24 protein-coding genes, 1 tRNA gene and 1 pseudogene are annotated in these 23,429 nt (G+C 69.1%); 14 read left to right on the top strand and 12 right to left on the bottom strand.

Features of this window, described 5'->3' with window-relative positions; translation table 11 throughout:
- Window position 1 precedes the first annotated feature (1 nt).
- Together ATM97_RS16510 and aztA are read right to left on the bottom strand one after the other, a co-directional pair.
- Window positions 2-358 (bottom strand): iron chaperone, encoded by a 357-nt coding sequence (locus tag ATM97_RS16510; protein WP_218718908.1) that lies wholly within the window; start codon window positions 356-358, stop codon window positions 2-4.
- Window positions 359-407: 49 nt separating this feature from the next.
- Entirely contained in the window at window positions 408-1,082 is a 675-nt protein-coding gene (gene aztA / locus ATM97_RS16505) for a zinc ABC transporter ATP-binding protein AztA (protein ID WP_218718907.1), read from the bottom strand.
- Here aztA and aztB point away from each other — a divergent pair.
- From aztB to aztD, 3 genes are all read left to right on the top strand, one after another.
- On the top strand, window positions 1,044-3,224 hold the full coding sequence (gene aztB, locus ATM97_RS16500; RefSeq protein ID WP_308248507.1) for a zinc ABC transporter permease AztB: 2,181 nt from the start codon (window positions 1,044-1,046) through the stop codon (window positions 3,222-3,224). The genes aztA and aztB overlap by 39 nt on opposite strands.
- Window positions 3,225-3,352: 128 nt before the next feature.
- Entirely contained in the window at window positions 3,353-4,258 is a 906-nt protein-coding gene (gene aztC, locus ATM97_RS16495; protein WP_374104871.1) for a zinc ABC transporter substrate-binding protein AztC, read from the top strand.
- 26 nt (window positions 4,259-4,284) lie between these two features.
- Window positions 4,285-5,451: a zinc metallochaperone AztD gene (gene aztD / locus ATM97_RS16490; protein ID WP_218718906.1), complete on the top strand. Its 1,167-nt coding sequence runs from the start codon at window positions 4,285-4,287 to the stop codon at window positions 5,449-5,451.
- 48 nt (window positions 5,452-5,499) lie between these two features.
- Here the strand turns inward: aztD and ATM97_RS16485 are convergent, their stop codons facing one another.
- Window positions 5,500-6,696, bottom strand: a complete 1,197-nt coding sequence (locus ATM97_RS16485; protein ID WP_218718905.1) for a serine hydrolase domain-containing protein — start codon at window positions 6,694-6,696, stop codon at window positions 5,500-5,502.
- 38 nt (window positions 6,697-6,734) lie between these two features.
- Between ATM97_RS16485 and ATM97_RS16480 the strand changes: the two genes are divergently transcribed.
- The 3 genes from ATM97_RS16480 to ATM97_RS16470 all read left to right on the top strand — a co-directional run bounded on the left by ATM97_RS16480 (window position 6,735) and on the right by ATM97_RS16470 (window position 8,605).
- Window positions 6,735-7,550, top strand: coding sequence for a serine hydrolase (locus ATM97_RS16480; RefSeq protein WP_218718904.1), 816 nt, complete (start codon window positions 6,735-6,737; stop codon window positions 7,548-7,550).
- Window positions 7,551-7,651: 101 nt separating this feature from the next.
- Entirely contained in the window at window positions 7,652-8,191 is a 540-nt protein-coding gene (locus ATM97_RS16475; RefSeq protein WP_218718903.1) for a DUF3145 domain-containing protein, read from the top strand.
- Between the two features lie 45 nt (window positions 8,192-8,236).
- Window positions 8,237-8,605 (top strand): hypothetical protein, encoded by a 369-nt coding sequence (locus ATM97_RS16470; protein ID WP_218718902.1) that lies wholly within the window; start codon window positions 8,237-8,239, stop codon window positions 8,603-8,605.
- Window positions 8,606-8,629: 24 nt separating this feature from the next.
- Here ATM97_RS16470 and ATM97_RS16465 read toward each other — a convergent pair whose 3' ends face one another.
- Together ATM97_RS16465 and ATM97_RS16460 are read right to left on the bottom strand one after the other, a co-directional pair.
- The gene (locus tag ATM97_RS16465) at window positions 8,630-9,208 is read right to left on the bottom strand and encodes a GNAT family N-acetyltransferase (protein WP_308248506.1); all 579 of its coding nucleotides are present in this window, start codon (window positions 9,206-9,208) and stop codon (window positions 8,630-8,632) included.
- 144 nt (window positions 9,209-9,352) lie between these two features.
- Window positions 9,353-10,168 carry an SDR family oxidoreductase gene (locus ATM97_RS16460; RefSeq protein ID WP_218718901.1) on the bottom strand — a complete coding sequence of 272 codons (816 nt, stop codon included), beginning with the start codon at window positions 10,166-10,168 and terminating at the stop codon, window positions 9,353-9,355.
- A gap of 173 nt (window positions 10,169-10,341) precedes the next feature.
- Here ATM97_RS16460 and ATM97_RS16455 point away from each other — a divergent pair, with 173 nt between their 5' ends.
- On the top strand, window positions 10,342-10,683 hold the full coding sequence (locus tag ATM97_RS16455) for a DUF4377 domain-containing protein (RefSeq protein ID WP_218718900.1): 342 nt from the start codon (window positions 10,342-10,344) through the stop codon (window positions 10,681-10,683).
- Window positions 10,684-10,686: 3 nt separating this feature from the next.
- Here the strand turns inward: ATM97_RS16455 and ATM97_RS16450 are convergent, their stop codons facing one another.
- On the bottom strand, window positions 10,687-11,592 hold the full coding sequence (locus ATM97_RS16450; protein ID WP_218718899.1) for an ADP-ribosylglycohydrolase family protein: 906 nt from the start codon (window positions 11,590-11,592) through the stop codon (window positions 10,687-10,689).
- 230 nt (window positions 11,593-11,822) lie between these two features.
- Between ATM97_RS16450 and ATM97_RS16445 the strand changes: the two are divergent.
- From ATM97_RS16445 to ATM97_RS16425, 5 genes and pseudogenes are all read left to right on the top strand, one after another.
- A pseudogene (locus ATM97_RS16445) lies at window positions 11,823-11,957 on the top strand (NAD(P)-binding protein); the annotation flags it as partial.
- Between the two features lie 189 nt (window positions 11,958-12,146).
- Window positions 12,147-12,722 (top strand): hypothetical protein, encoded by a 576-nt coding sequence (locus ATM97_RS16440; RefSeq protein WP_218718967.1) that lies wholly within the window; start codon window positions 12,147-12,149, stop codon window positions 12,720-12,722.
- Between the two features lie 218 nt (window positions 12,723-12,940).
- Window positions 12,941-13,741, top strand: coding sequence for a class I SAM-dependent methyltransferase (locus ATM97_RS16435; protein WP_218718898.1), 801 nt, complete (start codon window positions 12,941-12,943; stop codon window positions 13,739-13,741).
- A 151-nt stretch (window positions 13,742-13,892) separates the two neighbouring features.
- Window positions 13,893-14,471, top strand: coding sequence for an RNA polymerase sigma factor (locus ATM97_RS16430; protein WP_218718897.1), 579 nt, complete (start codon window positions 13,893-13,895; stop codon window positions 14,469-14,471).
- Entirely contained in the window at window positions 14,452-14,742 is a 291-nt protein-coding gene (locus ATM97_RS16425) for a hypothetical protein (protein WP_218718896.1), read from the top strand. The genes ATM97_RS16430 and ATM97_RS16425 overlap by 20 nt, the downstream gene beginning before the upstream one ends.
- A gap of 80 nt (window positions 14,743-14,822) precedes the next feature.
- On the opposite strand, the gene ATM97_RS16420 is transcribed toward ATM97_RS16425, so the two are convergent.
- The 6 genes from ATM97_RS16420 to ATM97_RS16395 form a co-directional block, all read right to left on the bottom strand.
- Window positions 14,823-15,437 (bottom strand): histidine phosphatase family protein, encoded by a 615-nt coding sequence (locus tag ATM97_RS16420; RefSeq protein WP_308248515.1) that lies wholly within the window; start codon window positions 15,435-15,437, stop codon window positions 14,823-14,825.
- A 112-nt stretch (window positions 15,438-15,549) separates the two neighbouring features.
- The gene (locus tag ATM97_RS16415) at window positions 15,550-16,371 is read right to left on the bottom strand and encodes a hypothetical protein (protein WP_218718894.1); all 822 of its coding nucleotides are present in this window, start codon (window positions 16,369-16,371) and stop codon (window positions 15,550-15,552) included.
- A gap of 580 nt (window positions 16,372-16,951) precedes the next feature.
- Window positions 16,952-17,023, bottom strand: a tRNA-Val gene (locus tag ATM97_RS16410).
- A 32-nt stretch (window positions 17,024-17,055) separates the two neighbouring features.
- The gene (locus ATM97_RS16405) at window positions 17,056-17,520 is read right to left on the bottom strand and encodes a peroxiredoxin (RefSeq protein ID WP_218718893.1); all 465 of its coding nucleotides are present in this window, start codon (window positions 17,518-17,520) and stop codon (window positions 17,056-17,058) included.
- 73 nt (window positions 17,521-17,593) lie between these two features.
- Window positions 17,594-18,016 (bottom strand): DUF3052 domain-containing protein, encoded by a 423-nt coding sequence (locus tag ATM97_RS16400; protein ID WP_218718892.1) that lies wholly within the window; start codon window positions 18,014-18,016, stop codon window positions 17,594-17,596.
- Between the two features lie 117 nt (window positions 18,017-18,133).
- Window positions 18,134-18,691, bottom strand: coding sequence for a hypothetical protein (locus ATM97_RS16395; RefSeq protein ID WP_218718891.1), 558 nt, complete (start codon window positions 18,689-18,691; stop codon window positions 18,134-18,136).
- A 492-nt stretch (window positions 18,692-19,183) separates the two neighbouring features.
- On the opposite strand from ATM97_RS16395, the gene aceE reads away from it, so the two are divergent.
- Window positions 19,184-21,967, top strand: coding sequence for a pyruvate dehydrogenase (acetyl-transferring), homodimeric type (gene aceE, locus ATM97_RS16390; protein WP_374104870.1), 2,784 nt, complete (start codon window positions 19,184-19,186; stop codon window positions 21,965-21,967).
- A 44-nt stretch (window positions 21,968-22,011) separates the two neighbouring features.
- Window positions 22,012-23,313, top strand: a complete 1,302-nt coding sequence (locus tag ATM97_RS16385; protein ID WP_218718966.1) for a CdaR family transcriptional regulator — start codon at window positions 22,012-22,014, stop codon at window positions 23,311-23,313.
- Window positions 23,314-23,429: the final 116 nt, after the last annotated feature.

Here is a 23,429-nt window from a genome sequence, read left to right as displayed (position 1 = left end):
GTCAGCGCCGCCGTTCCCGCTCGGCGAGCCGAACCGCGACCTGCGCGATCAGGTCGTACGGAATCGGTTCCCCGAGCGGGAATTTCAGGGTGCCACGGCCCGCGGTGTAGGGCTCGATGGCACGGTCGAACGCCTCGTCCCCGTCCGGGATGGGGTACACGCTCACATGTTCCTTCCATCCGGCGAAGGACATGAACGCCCGGCCGTCGAGGGTGACGGCCGGGATGGCGTAACTGATCTTCTCGCCCGTTTCCGGCAGCACGCGATGAATCGTCTCGCGGATCCGCTGGAGCGCGGCGCGCTGGGCCGCCGGCTGATCGGCCAGGTAGGCGTCCACGGAGATCGGTGTCGCGGCCATGATTCCTCCTGCTGCGCGGGCGAGCGGGTGGAGCGGATGCCCGGCGATTCTACGACCGGGCGTCCACCTCGCGAGGGCGACCCGCGGTGATCCGCCCCTCGGCGAGCACCAGCAGATGATCGGCCCTGGCCGCCTCCGACGGATCGTGGGTGGCCTGGACGACGGTGACCCCGGCCGCGCTGACCTCGGTGATGACCAGGGCGATAGTGGCTTGCGAGGCCGCGTCGAGGCCGGTCGCCGGTTCGTCGAGCAGCAGTAGATCGGACTCCTGGGCCAGTGCCTGGGCGAGCAGGGCGCGCTGGCGTTGTCCGCCCGAGAGGGTGTCGAGCCGCCGCGCTGCCAACGCGGTGAGATCCATCCGCTCCAAGCAGGAGTCCGTGATCGCCCGGTCCGCGCGGGTGAGGCGTCGCCACGGTCCGCGATGCGCCCACCGGCCCATGGCCACCGTGTCCCAGACGGTCAGCGGCAGTGTCGGCGGAATCGCGGTGTGCTGCACCACGATTGCCGGTCGTCGCGTGGTGTCGCGCGTCACCCGGCCCGCCTGGATCGGCACAATGCCCGCCAGGACGCCCAGCAGTGTCGATTTCCCCGAACCGTTGGGTCCGCCGATCGCTGTCACCCGGCCGCGCGGAATGCTCGCCGACACTTCGCACAGCACCGGTGTGGCGCCGTAGCCCGCCGTCAGATGCTCGATCTCGATCGCGCTGTCCTCTGTGTGCTGCATCTCACCTCAATTGAAACGATAATCATTTTCAGTATATCGTTCCGCGCTATGGATTGGCTGTTCGCCCCGTTCGAGGTGGCCTTCGTGCAACGCGCGCTGTGGGGTGGGCTGCTCGTGTCGTGCGTGTGCGCCCTCGCCGGAACCTGGGTGGTGGTGCGCGGCATGGCTTTTCTCGGTGACGCGATGTCGCACGGTATGCTGCCCGGCGTCGCGGTCGCGGCCCTGCTCGGTGGCAACCTGCTGCTCGGGGCCGCGATCAGTTGCGCCGCCATGGCTTTCGGGGTGTCGGCGCTGGGACGCAGCAAACGATTCGCACCCGATACCGCCATCGGGCTGCTGTTCGTCGGCATGCTCGCCACGGGAGTGATCATCGTGTCGCGCTCGCAATCGTTCGCCGTGGACCTGACCGGGTTCCTGTTCGGTGACGTGCTGGCGGTGCGGGCCGTAGACCTGGTGTACCTCGGTGCGGCGTTGGTGATCGCGCTCATCGTGGCGGTACTCGGGCACCGCGCGTTCGTCGCCTCGACCTTCGATCCGCGCAAAGCCCATACGCTCGGGTTGCAGCCGAAACTCGCGCAGGTGGCCCTGGTCGGGCTGGTGACGCTGGCGATCGTGGCGTCGTTCCACGTTGTCGGCACGCTGCTGGTGTTCGGCCTGCTCATCGCGCCACCGGCCGCGGCGCTGTACTGGTCGGACCGGATTCCGGTGGTCATGATGGGCGCGGCGCTGATCGGTGCGGCTTCGACCGCCGTCGGATTGCTCGTCTCGTGGCACGCGGAGACCGCGGCGGGCGCGACGATCGCCGCCGTCGCGGTCGGCTCGTTCTTCCTCTCGGCGATCGTCGCCGCGCTGCGGGACCGCTTCGGCGCGCGTCGGCTCGGTGCCGCCGCGGTGGCCGCGCTCGCCGTGGTGCCACTGGTCGGCTGTGGGTCGGGGGAGTCCGCGGTGGTGGAGGAGACGCCGCACGGGTTCGTCGCGGGAGCCGAGGAGATGGCCGAGCCGCAGACGCGGGTGATCGTGGCCGACGCGGGGACGGGGGAGGTGCGGGTCGTCGATCTGCTCACCGAACAGGTGACCGCCCTCGACGCGAAGGAAACCCATTCGCCGCAAACACATTCGACTGGTTCTGACGCGAACGGCGTCCGACTCGCCGGAGACGGCCGATTCGGTTTCGTCGCCGCCGGTGGTCGGCTGTCGATCGTCGACAGCGGGGCGTGGACGGTCGATCACGGCGATCATCGGCACTACTACAGCGCGCCGATCCGTGTGGTCGGGTCGACCGACTTCCCGGCGGCGACCGGTGCCGGCGAGCCGAGCGGCGCGGCCGGACCGAAGACACCGGCCGAGCCCGGCGGTGCGCCCCGGTCGAGCGGTGCGGTGCTCTCGGCGCACAGCGATCCTGTTGTCACAGCGGTCGTTTCGGACGGCGGCGACACGATCGTGTTCGATCGTGTCGCGCTGGGCGAGGGGACGGTGGGCGAGCCGCGACCGATCCCGGGTGTCGCGGTGCCGTACGGGGAGCGGTTGATCGTCGTCGACCGCGCGGGACGCGTGGAGGTGCGCGGGCGCGACGGCACGGCCGGGGAAGCGCAGCCCGCGACGTGCGCGCAGCCGCGCGGACAGGCGGTGACCAGGCGCGGGGTCGTGTTCGGTTGTGCTGACGGCGCGCTCGTGGTGGCCCGACGCGACGGTGCGTTCGTCAGCGAGAAGATCCCGTACCCGGCGTCGTCCGCCGAGCGCGCCACCGCCTTCACCCATCGGCCGGGGAGCACCACGCTGACCGCGCTCGCCGGTCGTACCGGTGTCTGGACGCTCGACATCAGGGCGAAGTCCTGGACGCTGACGCCGATCGCCGACGCGGTGGCGGTGAACACCGCGGGCGAAGGCGCGTCGCTGCTGGTGCTCACCCGCGACGGCGTCCTACACGGCATCGATCCGGTGACCGGCGCGCAGACAGCGCAGCTCCAGCTGACCGACGGCGCGGTCGAGACGGCCACGATCCACGTGGATCCGAATCGCGCCTACGTCAACGACGTTCGCGCGCGCACGGTGTCGGAGATCGCCTACAACGACAACCTCCGCCTGGCGCGCACCCTCCCCGTGGAGATCGCACCGACGCTGATCGTGGAGACCGGACTGTGAACGCGAATCGGGCTCGGCCGACAGGCGAACTCCGCTCCCGCGACGGTGACCGGGCTGCGCGGCGGCAGTTGCTGATCGGCGTCCGGCGCCGTCGCCCGGAGGGGCGGAGGTCACGGCCGACCGCGCTGGTGGTGGCCCTCGTCGTGGCCGTGCTGACCGCGCTGGTCAGCGCCTGCTCGACCGACAGCGACCGATCCGGCATCGTCGTGACGACCAATATCCTCGGCGACCTGACCAGGGCGGTCGTCGGTGACGCCGTGCCGGTCACGGTGCTCATGCAGGCCGGCGCCGATCCGCATTCGTTCGCGATCTCGGCCCGGCAGGCGGCCGACATCGAGCGGTCGGCGCTGGTCGTGCACAACGGGCTCGGCCTCGAGGAAGGAGTGGCCCGGCACGTGCGGGCGGCGGCCGAGGCGGGGGTCCCCACGGTGGCGGTGGCCGAGCGGGTGGACCCGCTCGCCTACACCTCCGACGAGTCGGCGGGCAAGCCCGACCCCCACTTCTGGACCGACCCGCAGCGGGTCCGCAAGGCCGTCGAGGCGATCAGCGCGGAAGTCCTCGCGCGGGTCGACGACATCGACGCCGCCGCGGTGCGCGCGAACACCGACCGCTACCTCGCCGAACTCGATCGGCTCGACCGGTGGATGGTCGACCGGTTCGCCGTGATCCCCGCCGAACGCAGGCAGTTGGTCACCGACCACCACGTCTTCGGCTATCTCGCACAGCGATTCGGGTTCCGGGTGATCGGCGCGGTAATCCCCAGCGGCACCACGCTGGCCGCACCCAGCGCCGCCGATCTCGACGAACTCGCCGCCGCGATCCGGGCCGCGGGCGTCGGCGCGATCTTCGCCGATTCCGCCCAGCCCGATCGGCTCTCGCGCGTCCTCGCCGAGCACACCGGTCTGCACGTGCAGGTGATCGCGCTGCACACCGAATCGCTCACCGCGCCCGGTGGCGGCGCGGCCACCTATCTGGAGATGGCCCGCGCCAACACCGAGGCCATCGCCCGTGGTCTGGCCGGGCCCACAACGTAGTTCACGCAGGAGAAATGGAGCAGCACATGCACAGTCGGTCACGGACCACCACGCTGGTGGCCCTGTCCGGGGTCTTCGCCTCGGTGGTCGCGCTCAGCGGGTGCGGCACGGACGACGCCGCCCACGACCACGAGCACACGCCGGGCGCGGAACCGATCGCGCTCACCTACAACGGCGGCATCTACGTCCTCGACGGCGCCACCCTGACTCAGCAGGGCGAGGTGAAGCTCGACGGATACAACCGGCTCAACCCGGCGGGCGACGAGGACCACCTCATGGTGTCGACCAAGGCGGGATTCCGCGTCTTCGATGCCTACGACCGGGAATTCACCGGCACCGAATTCCCCGCGAGCAAGCCCGGCCATGTGGTGCGGCATGCGGGCAAGACCGTGCTGTTCGCCGACGGGTCGGGCGAGGTCACCGTCTTCGACTCCGACCAACTCGCGCAGGGCACGCCGAAGACCGAGGTCTACCGGGCGGCCGCGCCCCACCACGGCGTCGCGATCCAGCTGACCAACGGCGAGCTGGTGGTGACCCTCGGCACCGAGGACAAGCGGGTCGGCGCCGTCGCGCTCGACCGGAACCGCAAGGAAATCACCAGGAACGAGGACTGCCCTGGCGTGCACGGTGAGGCGACCGCCCAGCACGAGGCGGTGGTGATCGGCTGCCAGACCGGTGCCGTCGTCTACCGCGACGGGACGTTCACCAAGGTCGCCAGCCCGGATCCGTACGGCCGGATCGGCAACATGTCCGGCAGCGCGGTCTCGCCGATCGTGCTCGGCGACTACAAGGTCGACAAGGACGCCGAACTGGAACGGCCGCAGCGCATCTCGCTGGTGAACACCGCCGACGGCACCCTGCGCCTGATCGATATCGGCACCAGCTACACCTTCCGCTCGCTGGGTCGCGGCCCGCAGGGCGAGGCGCTGGTGCTCGGCACCGACGGCAAGATCCACGTCATCGACCCGGTCGCGGGCACCGTCACCCGGACCATTCCGGTGCTCGGCAGCTGGCAGGAACCGCTGGACTGGCAGGACGCCCGGCCCGCGCTGTTCGTGCGTGGTTCGATCGCCTACGTCTCGGACCCGGCGACCAAGCAGGTGCATCGGGTGGACCTGGCGGACGGAAAGGTCACGGCTAGCGTGACGTTGGCGTCGGCGCCGAACGAGATCAGCGGCGTCGCCGGACACTGATCGGCCGTCGGCGCGCACCGGTGGGAACTGCCCCGGTGCGCGCCGAGGTCAGCCAGCGCAGCGCACGACGGCCTCGCGCAGGTTCCGGCTGCGCACGTCGTCGAGGATCGCCATGCCGAGCCGGTTCATGCTGTAGCCGAAGCCCAGACCCGTCGTCGGGTCGGCGAAGCCGAACGAGCCGCCCAATCCCGTGGTGCCGTAGGCGCGTTTGTCCGAGCCGAAGCGGAAACTGCCGCGCGACTTGCGGAAGCCGAGGTGATAGCGGCTCTTGGTGTGCAGCACCAGGTCGGCGGCGGGAACGTCGTCGGCGGTGTCGGCCGCGCCCAGCAGGTCGAGGACCGGGTCGCTGATCGGCAGGGCACCGGTGCGCCCGGCCGCCGCGCCGTAGACGCGAGCCAGCGCGCGGGCGTTGCCCACGCCGTTCATGCCGGGCCACTCGATCTCCAGGAATTCCCGGCGGGCGGCGCGGGCCGGCGCGCCGGGGCGCGGATTGGTCAGCGCCGCATAGGAAAGCCCCCGCTTGGCGTAGACCTCGGCGCCGATCCGCACGGGAATGTCGGCGAGCTCGTAGCGCAGGATGTCGAGGCCCTTCGTCGCCGACAGCTCCGCGACGCGCTCCATCGGCTCGGTCTCGGGGAGTCCGATGAACAGGTCGGCCTCGACCGGAGCCGCGATCTCCTCGGCGAAGAACCGGCCCAGGCTGCGGCCCGCCGGATCGACACGGCGCAGCAGCTCGCTCTGGTAGAGCCCGAGGGTCAGGGCGTGGTAGCCGTGCCGGGTGCCGGGCTGCCACGCCGGCTTCTGCTCGGCCAGCAGCGCGCCGAGCGCGTCGCGGTCGGTGAGCTCACGCAATTTCACGATTCGGTCCAGCCCGGACAGCCCGGCCTGATGGTCGATCAGCTGCCGGACGGTGATCTCGTCCTTGCCGTTGGCGGCGAACTCCGGCCAGTACTTCGCCACCGGCTGCTCGTAGTCGAGCAGGCCGCGCGAGACGGCCGTGGCGATCGTGAACGCCGACATCCCCTTCGACGAGGAGAACACCGGCACGATGGTGTCGCGCTCCCAGGCCACCTCGCGCCTGCGGTCGCGATGGCCGGCCCACAGGTCGACCAGGGGCTCGCCACCTGCGTAGACGGCCACGGCGGCACCGATTTCCCCGTGCTGGGTGAAGTTGCGGCGGAAGGCGTCGGCGACGGGGCCGAAACCGGCCGCCACGTCGCCGTGGATCGATGGTGCGGGACTCATGGTGACTCGATCGTAGCGGCGTCTCGTACGCTGCCGATATGCGTTCGTTCGAGCAGATCCAGCACTGGCCGGTCGCCAACGCCGCCGCCGCGGTCCTCACCGCGAGCGGCGTGTCGACCACCGGCGACACCGCGCGGGTGTTCCGGCTCGCCTCGGTCACCAAGCCCCTGGTCGCCTACGCCACGCTCGTCGCGCTCGAGGAAGGCGCGGTCGAACTCGATCAGCCCGCCGGGCCGCCCGGATCGACCGTGCGTCATCTGCTCGCCCACACCTCCGGTGTCGCCTTCGCCACCCCCGAGGTCATCGCCGCGCCCGGCGCCCGGCGCATCTACTCCAGCGCGGGCTTCGAACTGCTCGCCGACTTCCTCACCGAGAGCACCGGCATCGCTTTCCCGCAGTATCTGCACGAGGCGGTCTTCGAACCGCTCGGAATGCGCACCGCCGTTCTCCACGGTTCCGCCGGGCACGCGGCGCAGGCCTCCGTGGACGACCTGGTTCGATTCGCCGCCGAGTTGCTGACACCTCAATTGATATCGGAGCAAACTCTCGCCGACGCGACCTCGGTGCAATTCCCGGGCCGGGACGGAGTGCTGCCCGGATTCGGCTCCCAGCGACCCAACGACTGGGGATTGGGATTCGAAATCCGCGACGGGAAATCCCCGCACTGGACCGGATCCGTCAATTCCGGGCGGACCTACGGACACTTCGGGCAGTCCGGCACCTTCCTGTGGGTGGACCCGGAAATAGGGGTGGCGACGATCGCCCTGAGCGACGAGAATTTCGGCGACTGGGCTCGAGCGGCGTGGCCGAAATTCAGCGATTCCGTGATCGCAGAGACACACAACACGCTGTGAAGTAACACCCGTAACACCGAACACTTCAGTACACTCGGGCCACGCCAGTCCGACGGGTCGTTGGGGAAGACGCTCCTTGTCGAGGCTGGAGGTGTTGTGCAGTGCGCGCATCGAGTCAGTTCGCTGATGCGACGGCGGGTGTGGTCTACATCCACTCATCGCCCGCCGCGTTGTGCCCGCACGTCGAATGGGCACTGTCCACCGCGCTCTCCTCGCCCGCGAAATTGCGCTGGACCGCGCAACCGGCCGACGGACAACTGCGCGCCAGCAGCGATTGGATCGGTCCCGTCGGCACGGCATCGCGGATTGCCCAATCATTGCGCGCCTGGCCGGTTCTGCGCTTCGAGGTGACCGAGGACCCCAGCGAAGGCGTCGACGGCGAACGCTACAGCTTCGTCCCCGCGCTGGGCCTGTGGCACGGCTCCACCGGCGCCAACGGCGATGTGATGCTCGGCGAGATGCGATTACGTGCCTTACTCCAGGCCGCGCGAGAACTCGGCGGCCACGGCAGCACCTACGACCTGTCCGCCGAGATCGACCGCGCCCTGGGCACCGCGTGGGACGAGGACCTCGAGGCGTTCCGGCAGGGCACCGATTGCGTCGGCGCCGAAGTCACCTGGCTGCGCCGCGACGTGGGCTGAGCACTCGATCCTCGCGCGGACCTCGACGCTGCTACCTTCGTCGGTATGACACGTGGGGGCGGGACATTCGGGTGGGCGATCGTGGTTGTCGGTGCCGTGCTGGCGCTGACGGGATGTTCGGGGAATACGGCGGGGACGGCGACACCGGCATCGTCGAGCGCGGCGGCGTCGACCGCGGCACCCTCGACCAAGGCGAGCACGTCCGGCGCGCCGGTGCCCGCCGGAGATCTGACGACGATGACCTGCGCGCAGTTCCTGGCGCTCGACGATCCGACCCAGAAATCGACGCTGCCCGCGCTGGCGGACCAGCTCGGGTACAAGACGCTCGTGAATCCGAGCAACTACAAGATCGTGCAGGCCATGTGCAAGACGGACGGTGCCAAGCTGGTGAAGGAGTGGCTCGGGCGCGCCTGATCCGCCCACGCCACACCGCGGGCGCTACGGTGTGGCGCGGTCCATGACCCAGCGCATCCCGCGACCCGATTCGCCGGGCGTGCACACGGCGCGTGGGCCGGTGCTCTCGAGTCGGTAGCCGAGGCGGCGGGCCACAGCGGCGCTGCGGAGATTGGCCGCGTCGCAATGGATTTCGACGCGGTCGATGCCGGGGAGGCTCAACGCGACGGTGGTCAGCGCGCCTGCCGTGCGGGTGATCACCCCGCGGCCGACGTGCTCGGAGTGGCACCAGTAGCCGATCTCCAGCGTGGCGGGCCCGACCCGATCGTGCAGACCCACCACTCCGAGCACCGTGCCCGTGCGATCGAAGACGCCGTAGTTGAACCCGCCGTCGGGTGTCGGCCAGGCCGACAACCGCGCGTGCGTCGCGGCCATCTCCTCGAAGTCCGGCGGCTGCGCCGCCCACTCCATCCAGTGATGCAACTGCTCGAACGACGCGCTGATCGCCGCGAACTTGGCGGCCATATCCCCGACCTGCCACCGCCGCATCACCAGATCCCCGACCTCGACCCGATCGGGCGGCACGATCCCGGTCCGCAGCGCCGGGGGATGTTCGGTGTCCACGCTCCGATGGTCGTCCACGGATCGGGACTCACGCAACGCAATTCGACACCTATGACGATGTGGCCGGCGAGATGGGTCGCCGGGTTGTCCCGGTATGGCGGTCGGCGGCTCGGCGAGCGACGCGCGCGGACCGGATGACCTGGGTCAGGGAGTGCGGAAGCGGGGGGCGTTGGTGGTGGCCCACTGGGCGAAGGTGGTGGCGGGCCGGCCGGTGATGTCGGGGACGCTGGTGAGGGGAAGGGTGGTGGGGTCGGGGGTGTAGCCGGTGAGGACGTTGTCGACGTACCAGATGGTGTTGTCGCCCATGGTGGGGGTGAGGGCGGTGATGGTCTCCTCGCGGGTGGACTGCCGGAAGGTGAGGTCGCGGTCCAGGGCGGCGGCGAGGTGGGCGACGAGGGCGGTGCGGGTGAGGACCTCGGGGCCCGCCAGGGGGTAGGCGCGGCCCCGGTGGGAATCGGAGAGCAGGGCGGTGGCGGCGACGGCGGCGATGTCGTCCATGGCGATCGGGGCCGTCGCGGCGTCGGGGTACGGCTCGCGGATGGTGGCGGTGTCGCGGATCTGCTGCGACCACGTGAGCGTGTTCTCCATGAAGTCGGCCGGCCACAGGTGGGTCCAGGCCAGGCCGCTGTCCTCGACGGCCGTGCACACCGTGCCCCACCAACTCTCCGGTTCGCCCGACAGATCGACGACGTGCTCGATGCCCGCCGCGCGGGCCAGGGCCAGGACCTCGGCGGCATTGTCCGGGGTGGGCGCCAGGTACATCCGCTGCACTCCCTCGAACGCCGCGGGCAGCGTTTCGGGTCGACGGAGATAGCCCTCGACCACCTGCACGCCGGCGGGCAGCGCGGCCTTGCGCGGGTTGGTGGTGAGCGCTCGGACATCGGTGTGTCCCGCGGCGAGCAGGTGGTCGACGACCTTGCGGCCGATGTTCGCGGTGGCCCCGGTTACCAGGATGGTCATGTATTTCCCTCCGGTACTACTCGATGAGGAACCCATTCTGCCAACGGAATTCGTCGGCGGCACGTACCGATTTTCGGCCTTCTCGCCGTCGGTCGCGCTCGTCCGCCCGAGTCATGGTTACCGATCAGCTACCCTGACGGGACACCTGATCCCGGCGGCCGAAGGACACCCTGATGCGACGACTCCTCCCGCTCGGCGCGATGCTCGCCGTCGGTGTCCTCGGCTGTGGGAGTCCCGCCGAAGAGCAGCCCGCGGTGAGGGACGAGACCGTCCGGATGTTCGTCGCGCCCGAGCAGGTCGACTGCGTCGGCGTCGCGCCGATGCGCTGTCTGCAGATCCGGTATTCGCCCGACGAGCGCTGGCAGCTGTTCTCCGAGGGCATCGCCGGGTTCACCTACGAGCCCGGCTACGACTACGAGCTGACCGTGCGGGTCACACCCGTCGACGACCCGCCCGCGGACCATTCCAGCCGCCGCTACGACCTGGTCCGGGTCGACGCGAAGACGCCTGTCTGATCCTCACCGCCCGCGCCCGCGCGGATCCAGCCAGGCGGGCAACGGTTCCCGTGCCGACCGCCACGCGGGCGGCACCCCGATCACCCCGGGTCGGTCGCCGATTCCGGTGTAGGCGGCCACGATCCCGCCCACGATCGCGCCGGTGGTGTCCCGATCGCCGTCCGCTTCGATACAGGCGGTGATCGCCGCGGGATAGTTCGCCAGATGCGTCGCCGCGGCCCACAGCGCGAACGGCACCGTGTCCTGCGCTGTCACCCGCGAGCCGTTGCCCAGCTCGCGCACCGCGTCCGCGACGGAAACACCGAGCAGCGCACGGGCTCGGTGCAGCGCCCGGGTCGTCTCGCCGGGTTCGAGGCGCTCGAGTACCGTCGCGAGGAATTCCCTTGGGCCGGGCCGCATTCCGGTCGACCGTGCTCGTGCCGCCTCGCCCGCCGCCACTGCCACCGCCACCGCGCCGGTCACACCCTCCGGATGCAGATGTGTCACCTGCGCCGACCGAATCGCCTCGGCGACAATCCGTTCCGGCTCCTGCGCGTAGAACGCGCCCAGCGGCGCGACCCGCATCGCCGCGCCGTTGCCGCACGATCCCTGCCCGCCGAACGAGGCGCCGGCCGCCGCCCGCCAATGCGCGCCCTCGCGGATACGCCGCAGCGTCGTCACCGTCGCGTGGCCGTAGTCGCGCGCTGGATCACAGCGCCGCGCGAAGACCGCGGCCAGCCGATCCTGGTCGACCTCGTCGCGCACGTGCAGCTCGGCCACCAGGCAGGCCGCCATCTCGGTGTCGTCGGTCCAGACCCACGGTCCCGCCGGCGGCCGTCCCGCCCGCAGCTCCGGAATCGACTGACCCATGAGAAAGAACTGCGCGCCCAGCGCGTCGCCGACGGACAGACCGTCCAACGCGTCGCGCATCAGTTCCCGTCGGCGTTCCCGAGCGCCGGAACGCCGCCACACAGCCATCTCTCGACCAGTCCTTCCGCGCGGTGGGTGCCGTCCACGACTGTAGGCGGGCCTGCGGCGCGCGGCGGAAAGCGTGTGCGTGAAACGACCCAGACCGAGCATCCGGCGAATGGGTGATCCGGCCGATGCGGCGGCGGCGGGTGGCTCCCTAGCGTCGGAATCCAGGACGAAAGGACACCATCATGACCATCCAATACATCGACACCCTCATCATCGGCGCAGGTCAAGCCGGGTTGGCGACTGGTAGCGCGCTGCGGAGGGCGCGACAGCCGTTCCTCATCGTCGATCGCGGCGACCGCATCGGCGACGACTTCGCGGACCGCCGCCGCCGCATTCGCCTACGAACACAACCTCACCTGAATTCGGGCCGATCCGGTGATGTTTTTCCGGTATCACCGCAGGTGGGGTTCCACTTGATCGTTAACGATGCGAAAATGTCGGCGGATCGAGATCCGGTCCAGCAGAGGATGTTCCGCCGATCTGGGCGGGCAGACTGGAGGGGCAAGATGTTTTTCTCGTCTCGAACGAGTTCCAGCGCACGACGATTCGGCACGGTCGCCGTTCTCGCGGTAGGGGCTCTCGGCCTCGCGGCCACCACCGCGCACGCCGGACCAGCAGCAGCCGTTCCGACCGTCCAGGGCGTCGAAGGGGGAGTGGCGTTCACGGCGAGTCCGCTCGCCGACGGCTCCGGACTCACCGCCACCGTCGCCGACGGCAGGTTCCAGCTCGCCGGGGGCGCGGTCACGCTCACCGATCGGGCGGGCCGGGTGGTCGCCGCCGTGCCGACTCGCCTCGTCACCGGCGCCGGCGAGGTCGACCTGGCCGCGGGCATCGCCGCCGACGGGCAGTCGGTCACGTTACGGCCGGTCGCCGCACCGGCTTTCGTCACCGACAACCTGGCGTCCTTCGTCGACGAGGCAAGTGACACCCTCGCCCGCAAGCAGCACAACGCCGGCATCGGCGCCCTGATCGGCGCGGGCATCGGTGCGGTCCTCGGGTTCTTCCTGGGTGGTGTCGGCGCGTTGGTCACCGTGCCGATCGGTGCGGGCATCGGCGCCCTCATCGGCTACTCGACGCCTTAGTGAACGGATGCGGTGGCCGGGCAGGCCCGGCCACCGCGTCGCCGATCTCGACGGATCACGCACCGACTCGCGTCCGGGGAACGCGAGCCCGTTCGACGTCGCTGCCGTGCGAGACCGATCCGACGCTCTACGCTGGGGCGGGGGCGACTCGACAGCCGGTCGCGTCGCAGACGGCGGACCGGGTGCGCGACGGTCCGGTCGAGTGTGGAGGGGATCCGGTGACAGCACCAGAGGACAAGCCTGCCGAGGTATTCGACTACGACGCGGAATTGCGTCTGCACAACGCCCACTTCCGGGCCGCCGCCCGGGTGCGGGTGCACGACCGGGTGCTCGATATCGGGTGCGGTGCGGGGCAGACCACGCGGGAAGCGGCACGCGCCGCCGCCGAGGGGACGGTGGTCGGCGTCGACGTCTCGGAGCGGATGCTCGAACACGCTCGTCGGCTCAGCGTCGACCTCGCCAATGTGAGCTACCAGCTGGCGGACGCCCAGACACATCCCTTCCCGCCGGGGCATTTCGACGTGTGCATCAGCAGGTTCGGCACGATGTTCTTCGCCGACCCGGTGGCCGCGTTCACCAATATCGGTCGCGCGCTGCGTCCCTCGGGACGGCTCGTGCTGCTGGTGTGGCAGGGACGCGACCGCAACGAGTGGACGTCGGTGATCCGCGAGACCCTCACCACCGAGGCGGCGATCGCCGGCGACGGGCCCGGCGCGTTCGCACTCGCCGATCCGGCCGTCACCGAAGCCGTCCTGGCTGCGGCCGGATTCACCGATATCGCGTTCGCCGAGGTCCACGAGCCCGTCTACTACGGCCGGGACAGCGCGGCCGCCTTCGACAATGTGCTGCGGCTGGTGGAGTTCCGCGACATCATCGCCGGGCTGGGGGTCGAGGGCGCCGAGGCGGCGCAGGAGCGGCTGCGGGCACTGCTCGACGCGCATCACTCCGGGGACGGCGTGTACTTCGACTCGCGCGCGTGGCTGGTCACCGCCCGTCGGCCTCCGCGAGCGGGATTCTGAATCCTTTTGCGCGGTGTGCGCCTCTTATCCATGTCCCGACACACTGTCGGGACGGAAACGGAGGTAGTCGTGCTCATCGGAATCGGTATCGTCATCGGCTTGGTGGCGCTGTGCACATGCATGGTCGTCGTGCGGCGCAAACGAGCCGGGCGTGGCTGAGGCGAGCTGGCCCGGCCATCAGCTGATCGTCGCCGCGCAGGGCGGTGACGTCGATTCGATCGCGGCGCTGGTGTCGGGCTCGCACCCCAACATCCAGCGCTTCGCGCGATCTCTGTGCGCCACCCCGGAGGACGCGGAGGACGCGGCGCAGGAGGCGCTGATCATCCTGTATCGCAAGATCGGGATGCTGCGGGCCTCCGGGGCGCTCGCGTCGTGGATGTTCCGCATCGTGCGCAACGAGTGCCTGCGACGGGCACGCAAGGGGATGCGGGACCGTACGCCGGTGTCGCCGGAGATCGCCGCGGTCGCCTCCGCCGAGGACGAGGTGTTACAGCGCCTGGAAGCGGGCCGGGTCGCGGCCGCGGTCGCCGCCTTGCCCGCCGATCAGCGCCAAGTGCTGATCATGCGCGACATCCAGGGCTACAGCGGGCGGATGGTCGCCGACGCCCTCGGCCTCAGCACGGCCGCCATGAAATCCCGCCTGCACCGCGCCCGCGCGACCGTCCGGGAATCCCTGAACACCGTCACCCACCCGGATCCAGGAGGACACGATGACCGGAACGAAACCTGACACGCCCGACTACGCGAGCTCCTCGGTGCCCGTCCACCTACTGCGCGGCGCCCTGGGCTTCCTCGCCCTGACCGGCTCCGTCGCCCTCATCCCGATCACCGGCCTGCTCAGCCTCCTGCTCCTGCCCGTCGGCCTGTTCGCCCTCCGCGGCTGCCCGACCTGCTGGGCGATCGGCCTGATGCAGACCCTGTCCCGAGGCAAGCTGCGGCGCTCCTGCGAAGGGGGCGTCTGCACCCTCACCGTCGCCGACCGCGACAAGGTCGCCTCGTAGTCCCGCACCGGATCGCAGCGTGCCCCACACCATCACCGCGGGGCACGCTGCCCCCTGCCCGGCGCCTGATCCGCCCCTGCTCATCGCGGGGCGAGATGGCGGGTGTCGTCGAGGGTGTGGATTCGGCGGTTGTGGAAGTAGGGGTCTTCGCGGAGTTCGGTGATGCCGCCGGGGGTGGCGTGGAAGTGGGCGTAGCCCGCTGACTCGAGGGGCATGCGGATCCAGGACGTGAGGACGAAAGTCAGTGCGCCGCCGTGGGTGACGATGACCTGGTGGCGGCAGTCGCTGGTGAGGATGTCGTCCATGACGGTGTAGATGCGGTGGGCGAGAGCGGCTTTGGTTTCGGCGCCGGGGATGCCCTCGTCGTGGTTCATGCGGTCGCCGACGGGTGGGGGTGGACGGAAGCGGTCGTCGAGCCATCGCTGGGGGCGCCCGCCCGCTTCGCCGTAGGACTTCTCGCGGAGTCGGTCGTCCAGGGTCGCAACGACTCCCAGCCACGCGGCGAGGGCACCGGCGGTCTGCGCGGTGCGTCGGAGATCGGAGGAGTACAACTCGACCTCGGCGTCGGCGGGGATGCGCGCGCGGACGGCGGCGGCGATCGCTTCGGCGTCACGCAGTCCGGCGGGGGTGAGCGCGGAGTCGTACCAGCCGCCCACCAGATGGTCGACGTGGTGCGTCGCTTCCGGATGCGTCACGACGTAGACGGTGCGCACATAGGTGGGGAGTGGGAAAGTCAAGCCGACCGCAGTGTGGCGCGGTTCGTGTCTGGCGATTGCGGTGGGACGCCGAGTGTCATGCAGGAATCGGTCACCGACCATTCTCGGCTTCCTTCACAAGGTATCCACGGAGCTGGATGAGTCGCAGCGTGTAGTCGGCTTGGTTCAGAGTTGTGGCGGCGTCGATGTAGGCGTCGACGAATTCGATATACAACTCGTTCAGATGGACGGCGAGCAGTGCATCAGCGGTTGCGTCGAGCCCCTCGTTTCGCCACCGAGCTGCCGCTTGCACCAGTTGATAGGACCGCCCTCGGTACCATTCGATCGCGTCCTGGTTGCGGCCGATCTTGCTGGTAGCGAGGGTGTAGAGGAACCTGACCGGGAACAGTGTCTTCTTGGTGACCGCGCGTGTGCCTGCGGCGACAAGTCGCGACGGATGGTGCAGATCCGCGCGGTAGCTTTCGTCGATCTTGCTCAGCGCAAATTCTGCCGAGTCGGTGATCAATTCGTTATGGGTGGGCACGGTGGCCGGTTGACGATTGTCCTGGCCATACAGCAATCGGCCCGACTCCAGCAGGTCCAGGCGGTCGATCGCGGGGAGTCGATGTGTCGGGCCGGCGCCGGATCGAACGCCGGACCAGTCGGACCAGAAGACGGACAGTCGCTGCGCCAGTGGGCTTTCGAACTGCTGCCGGACGGCATCGGTGACACGGAGAATTCCTTCTTTTACCTCTGCATCGCCATCGTTCAGCACGGTTACGAGGTCGACGTCGCTGACGAGCGGTGCGAAGCCGCCATGGGCGAGGCTTCCGATGGCGTAGCACGCTGCCAAATTCTCGCCGAACTCTGTGCGCGCGTGGGCGACTGCGGCGAGGAGTACGTGTTCACCGGTCTGCGTTCCAGCAAGGTCCACAACGTCATTTTGACCACAGAACCTCACGATGACCAATCGGTTCGGTCTGCGACTCGCAGCGCGCGACAAGCGTGGCTCTGCTGGCACTTCCCGCATTGATCGAATCGGTCCGTGTAGGGCATCGGAACGTGTACAGGCCGCGAAGTGGCTGCGGCGCCCGGCCAAGAAGCCCCGTCCGCGGCGCTTGGATTGCGAGAGTTTCATGCAGCGTGGCGACTGCGAACGGGCGCGGCCGCCTCGATGTCGAGCAGTGGTGTTCGCCACGGGCGCTGACTCCGCGGTGACGTCAAACAGTGGACAGTCAGATCGCCGCCGCAACCGTCCAGGCATGAGCGCCGTCCAACCTGAGCATGGGAATGGACGCTGTCGACCGTGAAGCTCTTATCGCCGCTGGCCTTGACCCGGACGATCCGCAGGTCTGGCGCGACCAACAGCGGATAAGCGACCTGCTCGTTTGCTACGGACTGTGGACCCGGAGTTCTAGGAGCAGCGCGTAAAGTTGGGGTTCTCTGCCCCACGTGGGCGACGTGGGGCATACGTCGCAAGCCGCGAGCGGATCGTCTACCTGCAACATCTTCTGTGGGCGCAGAGGGGATCGAACCCCCGACCGCTGGTGTGTAAAACCAGTGCTCTACCGCTGAGCTATACGCCCTGGCACCGCCGGCGGGAACCGGCGGTGACGGTTTATGAATCTAGCGCGGCGAGCGCTTTCTCCCAAGCCGCCTGGTCACGGGCCTCTCCGGGCCCGTTCATCTCCGCGAAAGTGATGTAACCGGACTTGTCGACGACGAAGGTGCCGCGGTTGGGGTAACCGGACTTCTCGTTGAAGACGTCGTAGGCCTGGGTGACGGCGCCGTGCGGCCAGAAATCGGACAGCAGCGGGAACAGGTAGCCCTGTTCGGCGGCCCAGATCTTGTGGGTGGGCGGGGGTCCGACGGAGATCGCGAGGATCTCGGCGTCGTCGTTCTGGAACTTGGGCAGTTCGTCACGCACTTTGCACAGCTCGCCCTGGCAGATGCCGGTGAAGGCGAGCGGATAGAACACCAGCAGGACGTTCTTCTTGCCGCGGTAATCCGACAGCGAGACAGGCTGGTTGTTCTGGTCCTTGAGCGTGAAGTCCGGCGCGAGAGTGCCAACCTCTAGCGGCATACAGCGAATCCTCCGTCGTGTCGGGTCTCAGCCGAGCGTTCTCGTCCGGCTGAGACCTTAGCGAACGGCGGATTCAGCGCTGTTTGGACGGTGCCTTCGGCTGGACCAGGCGCGAGCCCGTCCAGCTGCCGAGGCTGATAGTGGATGTCTGGGTCAGGCCGGCCGTGGGCGCGGCTTCGGCGATCTCGCTCGGATCGACATGGCCCGGTTGACCGGTCTTGGGGGTGAGGACCCAGATGAAGCCTTCGTCGGCCAGCGGGCTGATGGCATCCATCAGCTCGTCGGCCAGATCGCCGTCACCTTCTCGCCACCACAACAGGACGGCGTCCACGACCTCGTCGGAGTCCTCGTCGACCATCTCGCCGCCGCTGACCTCCTCGATCTCGGCGCGCAAGTCGTCGTCGGTGTCCTCGTCCCAGCCCAATTCCTGAACGACCAAGCCGTGAGAAATGCCAAGCTTCTGAGCGTAGTTCTGCGCGTCCGCCGCGGCGACCACGGTGGTGTCCTCCCTAAACTGCCGACAGTAGATAGGTGCAAGCGAACATGGTTATCGGCCGCAGCGCAAGCCGATCGGGTGAATTGGGACCGTATGCCGCGTGTCGGCGGGACGAATTCAGCGGCTCGGGCAGGCGTCGTGGACCGCGGTGCGGGCCTGGTTGATCTTGCGACTGGCGTCGTTGAGCCGGGTCACCTGGGAGCTGTAGGTCATTTTTCTGGTCTCCGCCGACAGTTCGCGCGCGGCGACGACGTAGGCGGTGAACTTCTCGGCGAGATCGGTGGGCATCGCCCCCGCCGCGGCGGTGACGCCGGACTCGACCTTGGTCGCGGCGTTGTCGAGGGTGGTGGCCGCCGCCTCGCGCTTGTCGGCGTAGTCGGGAGCGTTGCGGTCGTGGGCGGTGACGAACTCGTTGAAGGCGGTGACGCCCGCACCGGTCGTGGTCGGGAACTGGGTGCAGTTGTCGCTGATCGCCTTGGTCTGCGCGGCGGCGGCCTTGGCGGCGGCGGCCGCCGAGGCGGACGCGGCGGCGGAGGTCTTGTACGCGGCGACCTCGGCGGGATCGGTGGTCGCGGCGCCGGGCACCTGTTCGGCGCAGCCGGCCACGACCATGCCCGCGGTCACGGCGACAGCGGCACAGACCAGCCCGAGCCGGCGCACGTCCAGCAGCCTCATCGTTCCCCGATCCCTCTCACTCGGTTGCTTCCCCTGCAGAACTTAGTGGATTCCGCGGACACGTGGATCGGCGCTGCGCTGCGACTTCGGCCGGTCCGGAATCCATAGGGAAGTGATATGAATGAGGGGTGTCCGCGAGGTGGTGCGGCGGCCGGTTTCGCGCCGCTGTCGCCCGGGGCACGGGCCGCTGGGGGAGCGTCAGGCTGTGGTCCAGCGAAATACCGGGCAGTACCTGCTCGGGAGGGATGACCCGGGCTGCCTTTTCGGCAAGGATGAAAGGTGCGCCCGAAACTTTCGTGACGGGTGGCCCGCACACCAAGCGGGCAGGCCCGGGGATAGCGACGCCAACAAGCAGTTCAGCCCCCAGTACGAGGAGCAGATTTGACCGACCTGATCCACTCTGTGTCAGCGAATTCCGCGAACGATCCCGCCGCGGCGGCACCCGCCGCAGGCGCCGAGTCCGCCACCAGACCTACCGGTGAGCGGGTTCGGGTGATCCGCGAGGGAGTGGCGTCGTATCTTCCGGATATCGACCCCGAGGAGACCAGCGAATGGCTGGAATCCTTCGACGACATGCTCGACCGCGAAGGGCCGGGCCGCGCCCGGTACCTGATGCTGCGACTGCTCGAGCGCGCCGGCGAGCGTCGCGTCTCGATCCCCGCGCTCACCTCCACCGACTACGTCAACACGATCCCCACCGAGAACGAGCCCTGGTTCCCCGGCGACGAGGAGGTCGAGCGCCGCTACCGCGCCTGGATCCGGTGGAACGCCGCGATCATGGTGCACCGCGCGCAGCGCCCCGGCATCGGCGTCGGCGGCCACATCTCCACCTACGCGTCGTCGGCGGCGCTCTACGAGGTGGGCTTCAACCACTTCTTCCGCGGCAAGGACCATCCCGGCGGCGGCGACCACATCTACATCCAGGGCCACGCCTCGCCCGGCATCTACGCCCGCGCCTTCCTCGAGGGCCGCCTGAGCACCGACCGGCTCGACGGTTTCCGACAGGAATACAGCCACGGCGGACCGGGCCACGGCCTGCCGTCCTACCCGCACCCGCGGTTGATGCCGGACTTCTGGGAGTTCCCGACGGTGTCGATGGGCCTGGGCCCGATGAACGCGATCTACCAGGCGCGGTTCAACCACTACCTGCACGACCGCGGTATCAAGGACACCTCCGACCAGCATGTCTGGGCCTTCCTCGGCGACGGCGAGATGGACGAGCCCGAGTCGCGCGGCCTGATCCAGGTGGCCGCCAACGAGGCGCTCGACAACCTGACCTTCGTGATCAACTGCAATCTGCAGCGGCTCGACGGGCCGGTGCGCGGCAACGGCAAGATCATCCAGGAGCTGGAGTCGTTCTTCCGCGGCGCGGGCTGGAACGTCATCAAGGTGGTCTGGGGCCGCGAGTGGGACGCGCTGCTGGGCGCCGACCGCGACGGCGCGCTGGTGAACCTGATGAACACCACCCCCGACGGTGACTTCCAGACGTACAAGGCCAACGACGGCGCCTACGTGCGCGACCACTTCTTCGGTCGCGACCCGCGGACCAAGGCGCTGGTCCAGAACATGTCCGACAGCGACATCTGGAACCTCAAGCGTGGCGGTCACGACTACCGCAAGGTCTACGCGGCCTACGCGGCCGCGATGGCGCACAAGGGTCAGCCGACGGTGATCCTGGCCAAGACGATCAAGGGCTACACCCTCGGCAAGCACTTCGAGGGCCGCAACGCCACCCACCAGATGAAGAAGCTGGCGTTGCAGGACCTCAAGGACTTCCGCGATCTGCAGCGCATCCCGATCACGGACGCCGAGCTGGAGAAAGATCCGTACCTGCCGCCGTACTACCACCCCGGCATGGACAACCCGGCCATCCAGTACATGCTGAGCCGGCGTCAGTCGCTCGGTGGTTTCGTGCCGGAGCGCCGCTCGGCCGCCAAGCCGCTGACGCTGCCCGGCGACGAGGCGTATCGCTCGGTGCGCAAGGGCTCGGGTAAGCAGAAGGTCGCCACCACCATGGCGCTGGTGCGCCTGGTCAAGGAACTGCTGCGCGACAAGGAGATCGGCAAGCGCATCGTGCCGATCATCCCGGACGAGGCCCGCACCTTCGGCATGGACTCGTGGTTCCCCACGCTGAAGATCTACAACCGCAACGGCCAGCTCTACACCTCGGTCGACGCGGAGCTGATGCTCGCCTACAAGGAGAGCACCGTCGGCCAGATCATGCACGAGGGCATCAACGAGGCCGGTTCCACCGCGACCTTCACCGCGGCGGGCACCTCCTACGCCACCCACGGCGAGCCGATGATCCCGCTCTACATCTTCTATTCGATGTTCGGGTTCCAGCGCACCGGCGACAGCTTCTGGGCCGCCGCCGACCAGCTGGCGCGCGGTTTCGTCCTCGGTGCCACCGCGGGCCGCACCACGCTGACCGGCGAGGGCCTGCAACACAACGACGGGCAGTCGCTGCTGCTGGCGTCGACCAATCCGGCCGTGGTGACCTACGACCCGGCGTTCTCGTTCGAGATCGCGCACATCATGCGCGACGGCCTGCGCCGGATGTACGGCGGAACGACCCCCGACACCAGCCCGCTGCCCGGCACGAATCCGCCGGAGAGCGGCGCCTTCGCCGGGGAGAACATCTTCTACTACATCACCCTGTACAACGAGCCCTACCAGCAGCCCGCCGAGCCGGACGACCTCGACGTGGCCGGTCTGCTCAAGGGTCTGTACCTGTACCAGCGGGGTGGTGAGGGCAGCATCCGCGCCCAGATCCTCGTCTCCGGCGTGACCGTGCCCGACGGTCTGCGCGCCCAGGAGATCCTGGCGCAGGAGTGGGGCGTGGCCGCCGACGTGTGGTCGGTCACCTCGTTCGGCGAGCTGCGCAGGGAGGCGCTGGACAAGGAGATCCAGGCGCTCAAGCACCCCGACACCGATCCGGGCGTGCCCTACGTCACCCAGGCGCTCGCGCCGACGCAGGGCCCGGTCGTGGCCGCCACGGACTGGATGCGCGCGGTCTCCGATCAGATCCGGCAGTGGGTGCCCGGCGACTACATCACCCTGGGCACCGACGGGTTCGGCTTCTCCGACACCCGCCCGGCCGCCCGCCGGGTGTTCAACGTCGACGCGCAGTCGATCGTGGTCGCGGTGCTCGAGGGCCTGGTCAAGGACGGCACGCTGGACAAGGCGAAGGCGGTCGAGGCGGCGGCGAAATACCGCATCGACGACGTCTCCGCCGCGCCGAAGCCCAGTGCGGACGCGGCCGAGGAACTCGCGTAGCGGACTATTGGACTGTGGAGCGCAAACCGCCGCGGCCCCGTCGGATCACCGAGGGCACCAGCGAACACGAGGTCTACCTGCCGACCGGGGCACTGTCCCCGAATCGGCAGACCCGTGATCCGCTGCCCGACACGCTGCTCAAGCGGGTCAAGCAGTTCTCGGGCCGGCTGTCGACCGAGGCGGTGGGGTCGATGCAGGACCGGCTGCCGTTCTTCGCCGATCTGGACGCCGCGCAGCGCGCGGGCGTCCAGATGCTGGTGCAGACGGCGGTCGTGAACTTCCTGGAGTGGTTGCAGGATCCCGATTCCGATATCCGCTTCAGCCTGGACGCGTTCCAGGTGATTCCGCAGGATCTGGCGCGGCGGCTGACGCTGCGCCAGACCGTGGACATGGTCCGGGTGGCCATGGACTTCTTCGAGCAGTGGCTGCCCGCGCTGGCGCGCAACGACCGGCAGTTGGTCGCGCTCACCGAGGCGGTGCTGCGATACGGGCGTGAGCTCGGTTTCGCGGCCGCCTCGGTGTACGCCAGCGCCGCGGAGTCGCGCGGCGCGTGGGACACCCGCCTGGAGGCGCTGGTGGTCGACGCGGTCGTCCGCGGCGACACCGGTCCCGACATGCTCTCCCGGGCCGCCACGTTGAACTGGGACGCCACCGCGCCCGCCACGGTGCTCGTCGGTACGCCGCCCGCCGATCAGGGCGTGTCGACGGTCGGCGCGGTGCACACCATCGCGACCCGGCACGGCAGGGCCGCGCTGGCGGTCGTGCAGGGCGCGCGGCTGGTGATGGTGGTCAGCGGGCATCTCGGCGACGCCGGGATCGGCTCGCCCTTCCTGTCCGATCTGCTGGCCGACGTCTTCTCCGACGGCCCGGTGGTGATCGGCCCGACCATGCGGACGCTGGGCGCCGCGCACGCCAGCGCGATCGAGGCGCTGGCCGGAATGGAGGCCGTGGTGGGCTGGCGCGCCGCGCCAAGGCCCGTTCACGCCTCGGAATTGCTCCCCGAACGCGCCCTGCTGGGCGATAGAGCTGCGATCGAGGCGCTGAACGAGTATCTTGTGCTCCCGTTGGCTGCTGCCGGATCTTCGTTATCCGACACACTCGACGCCTATCTGGATTGTGGTGGAGCAGTAGAAACGTGCGCGCGTCAGCTGTACGTCCATCCAAATACCGTTCGGTACCGTCTCAAACGAATCGGCGAGATCACCGGACGTGATCCCATGAATCCCCGAGACGCGTATGTGCTCCGAATCGCGGCCACCGTGGGCCGTTTGACACGAACGCATAACGAATCGTCACCCTCCGTCACAGAAACACCGCCTACCCCAGTGGGCTACGACCCCCTGTAACGAGATCGGGGAATCGGTCGATCGGGACACTCCACCTCGGATTTTGTGGGACCCCTACAAAACCCGTTCGAAAGCTTCATTCGCGCCGACATCTCGTGCGGCGGGGGTCACAGTGT

Source organism: Nocardia sp. MH4 (assembly GCF_019266065.1).
Taxonomy (GTDB): domain Bacteria; phylum Actinomycetota; class Actinomycetes; order Mycobacteriales; family Mycobacteriaceae; genus Nocardia; species Nocardia canadensis.
The sequence above is the reverse complement of the archived record's forward strand: the minus strand, read 5'-3'. Positions and strand labels throughout refer to the sequence as shown.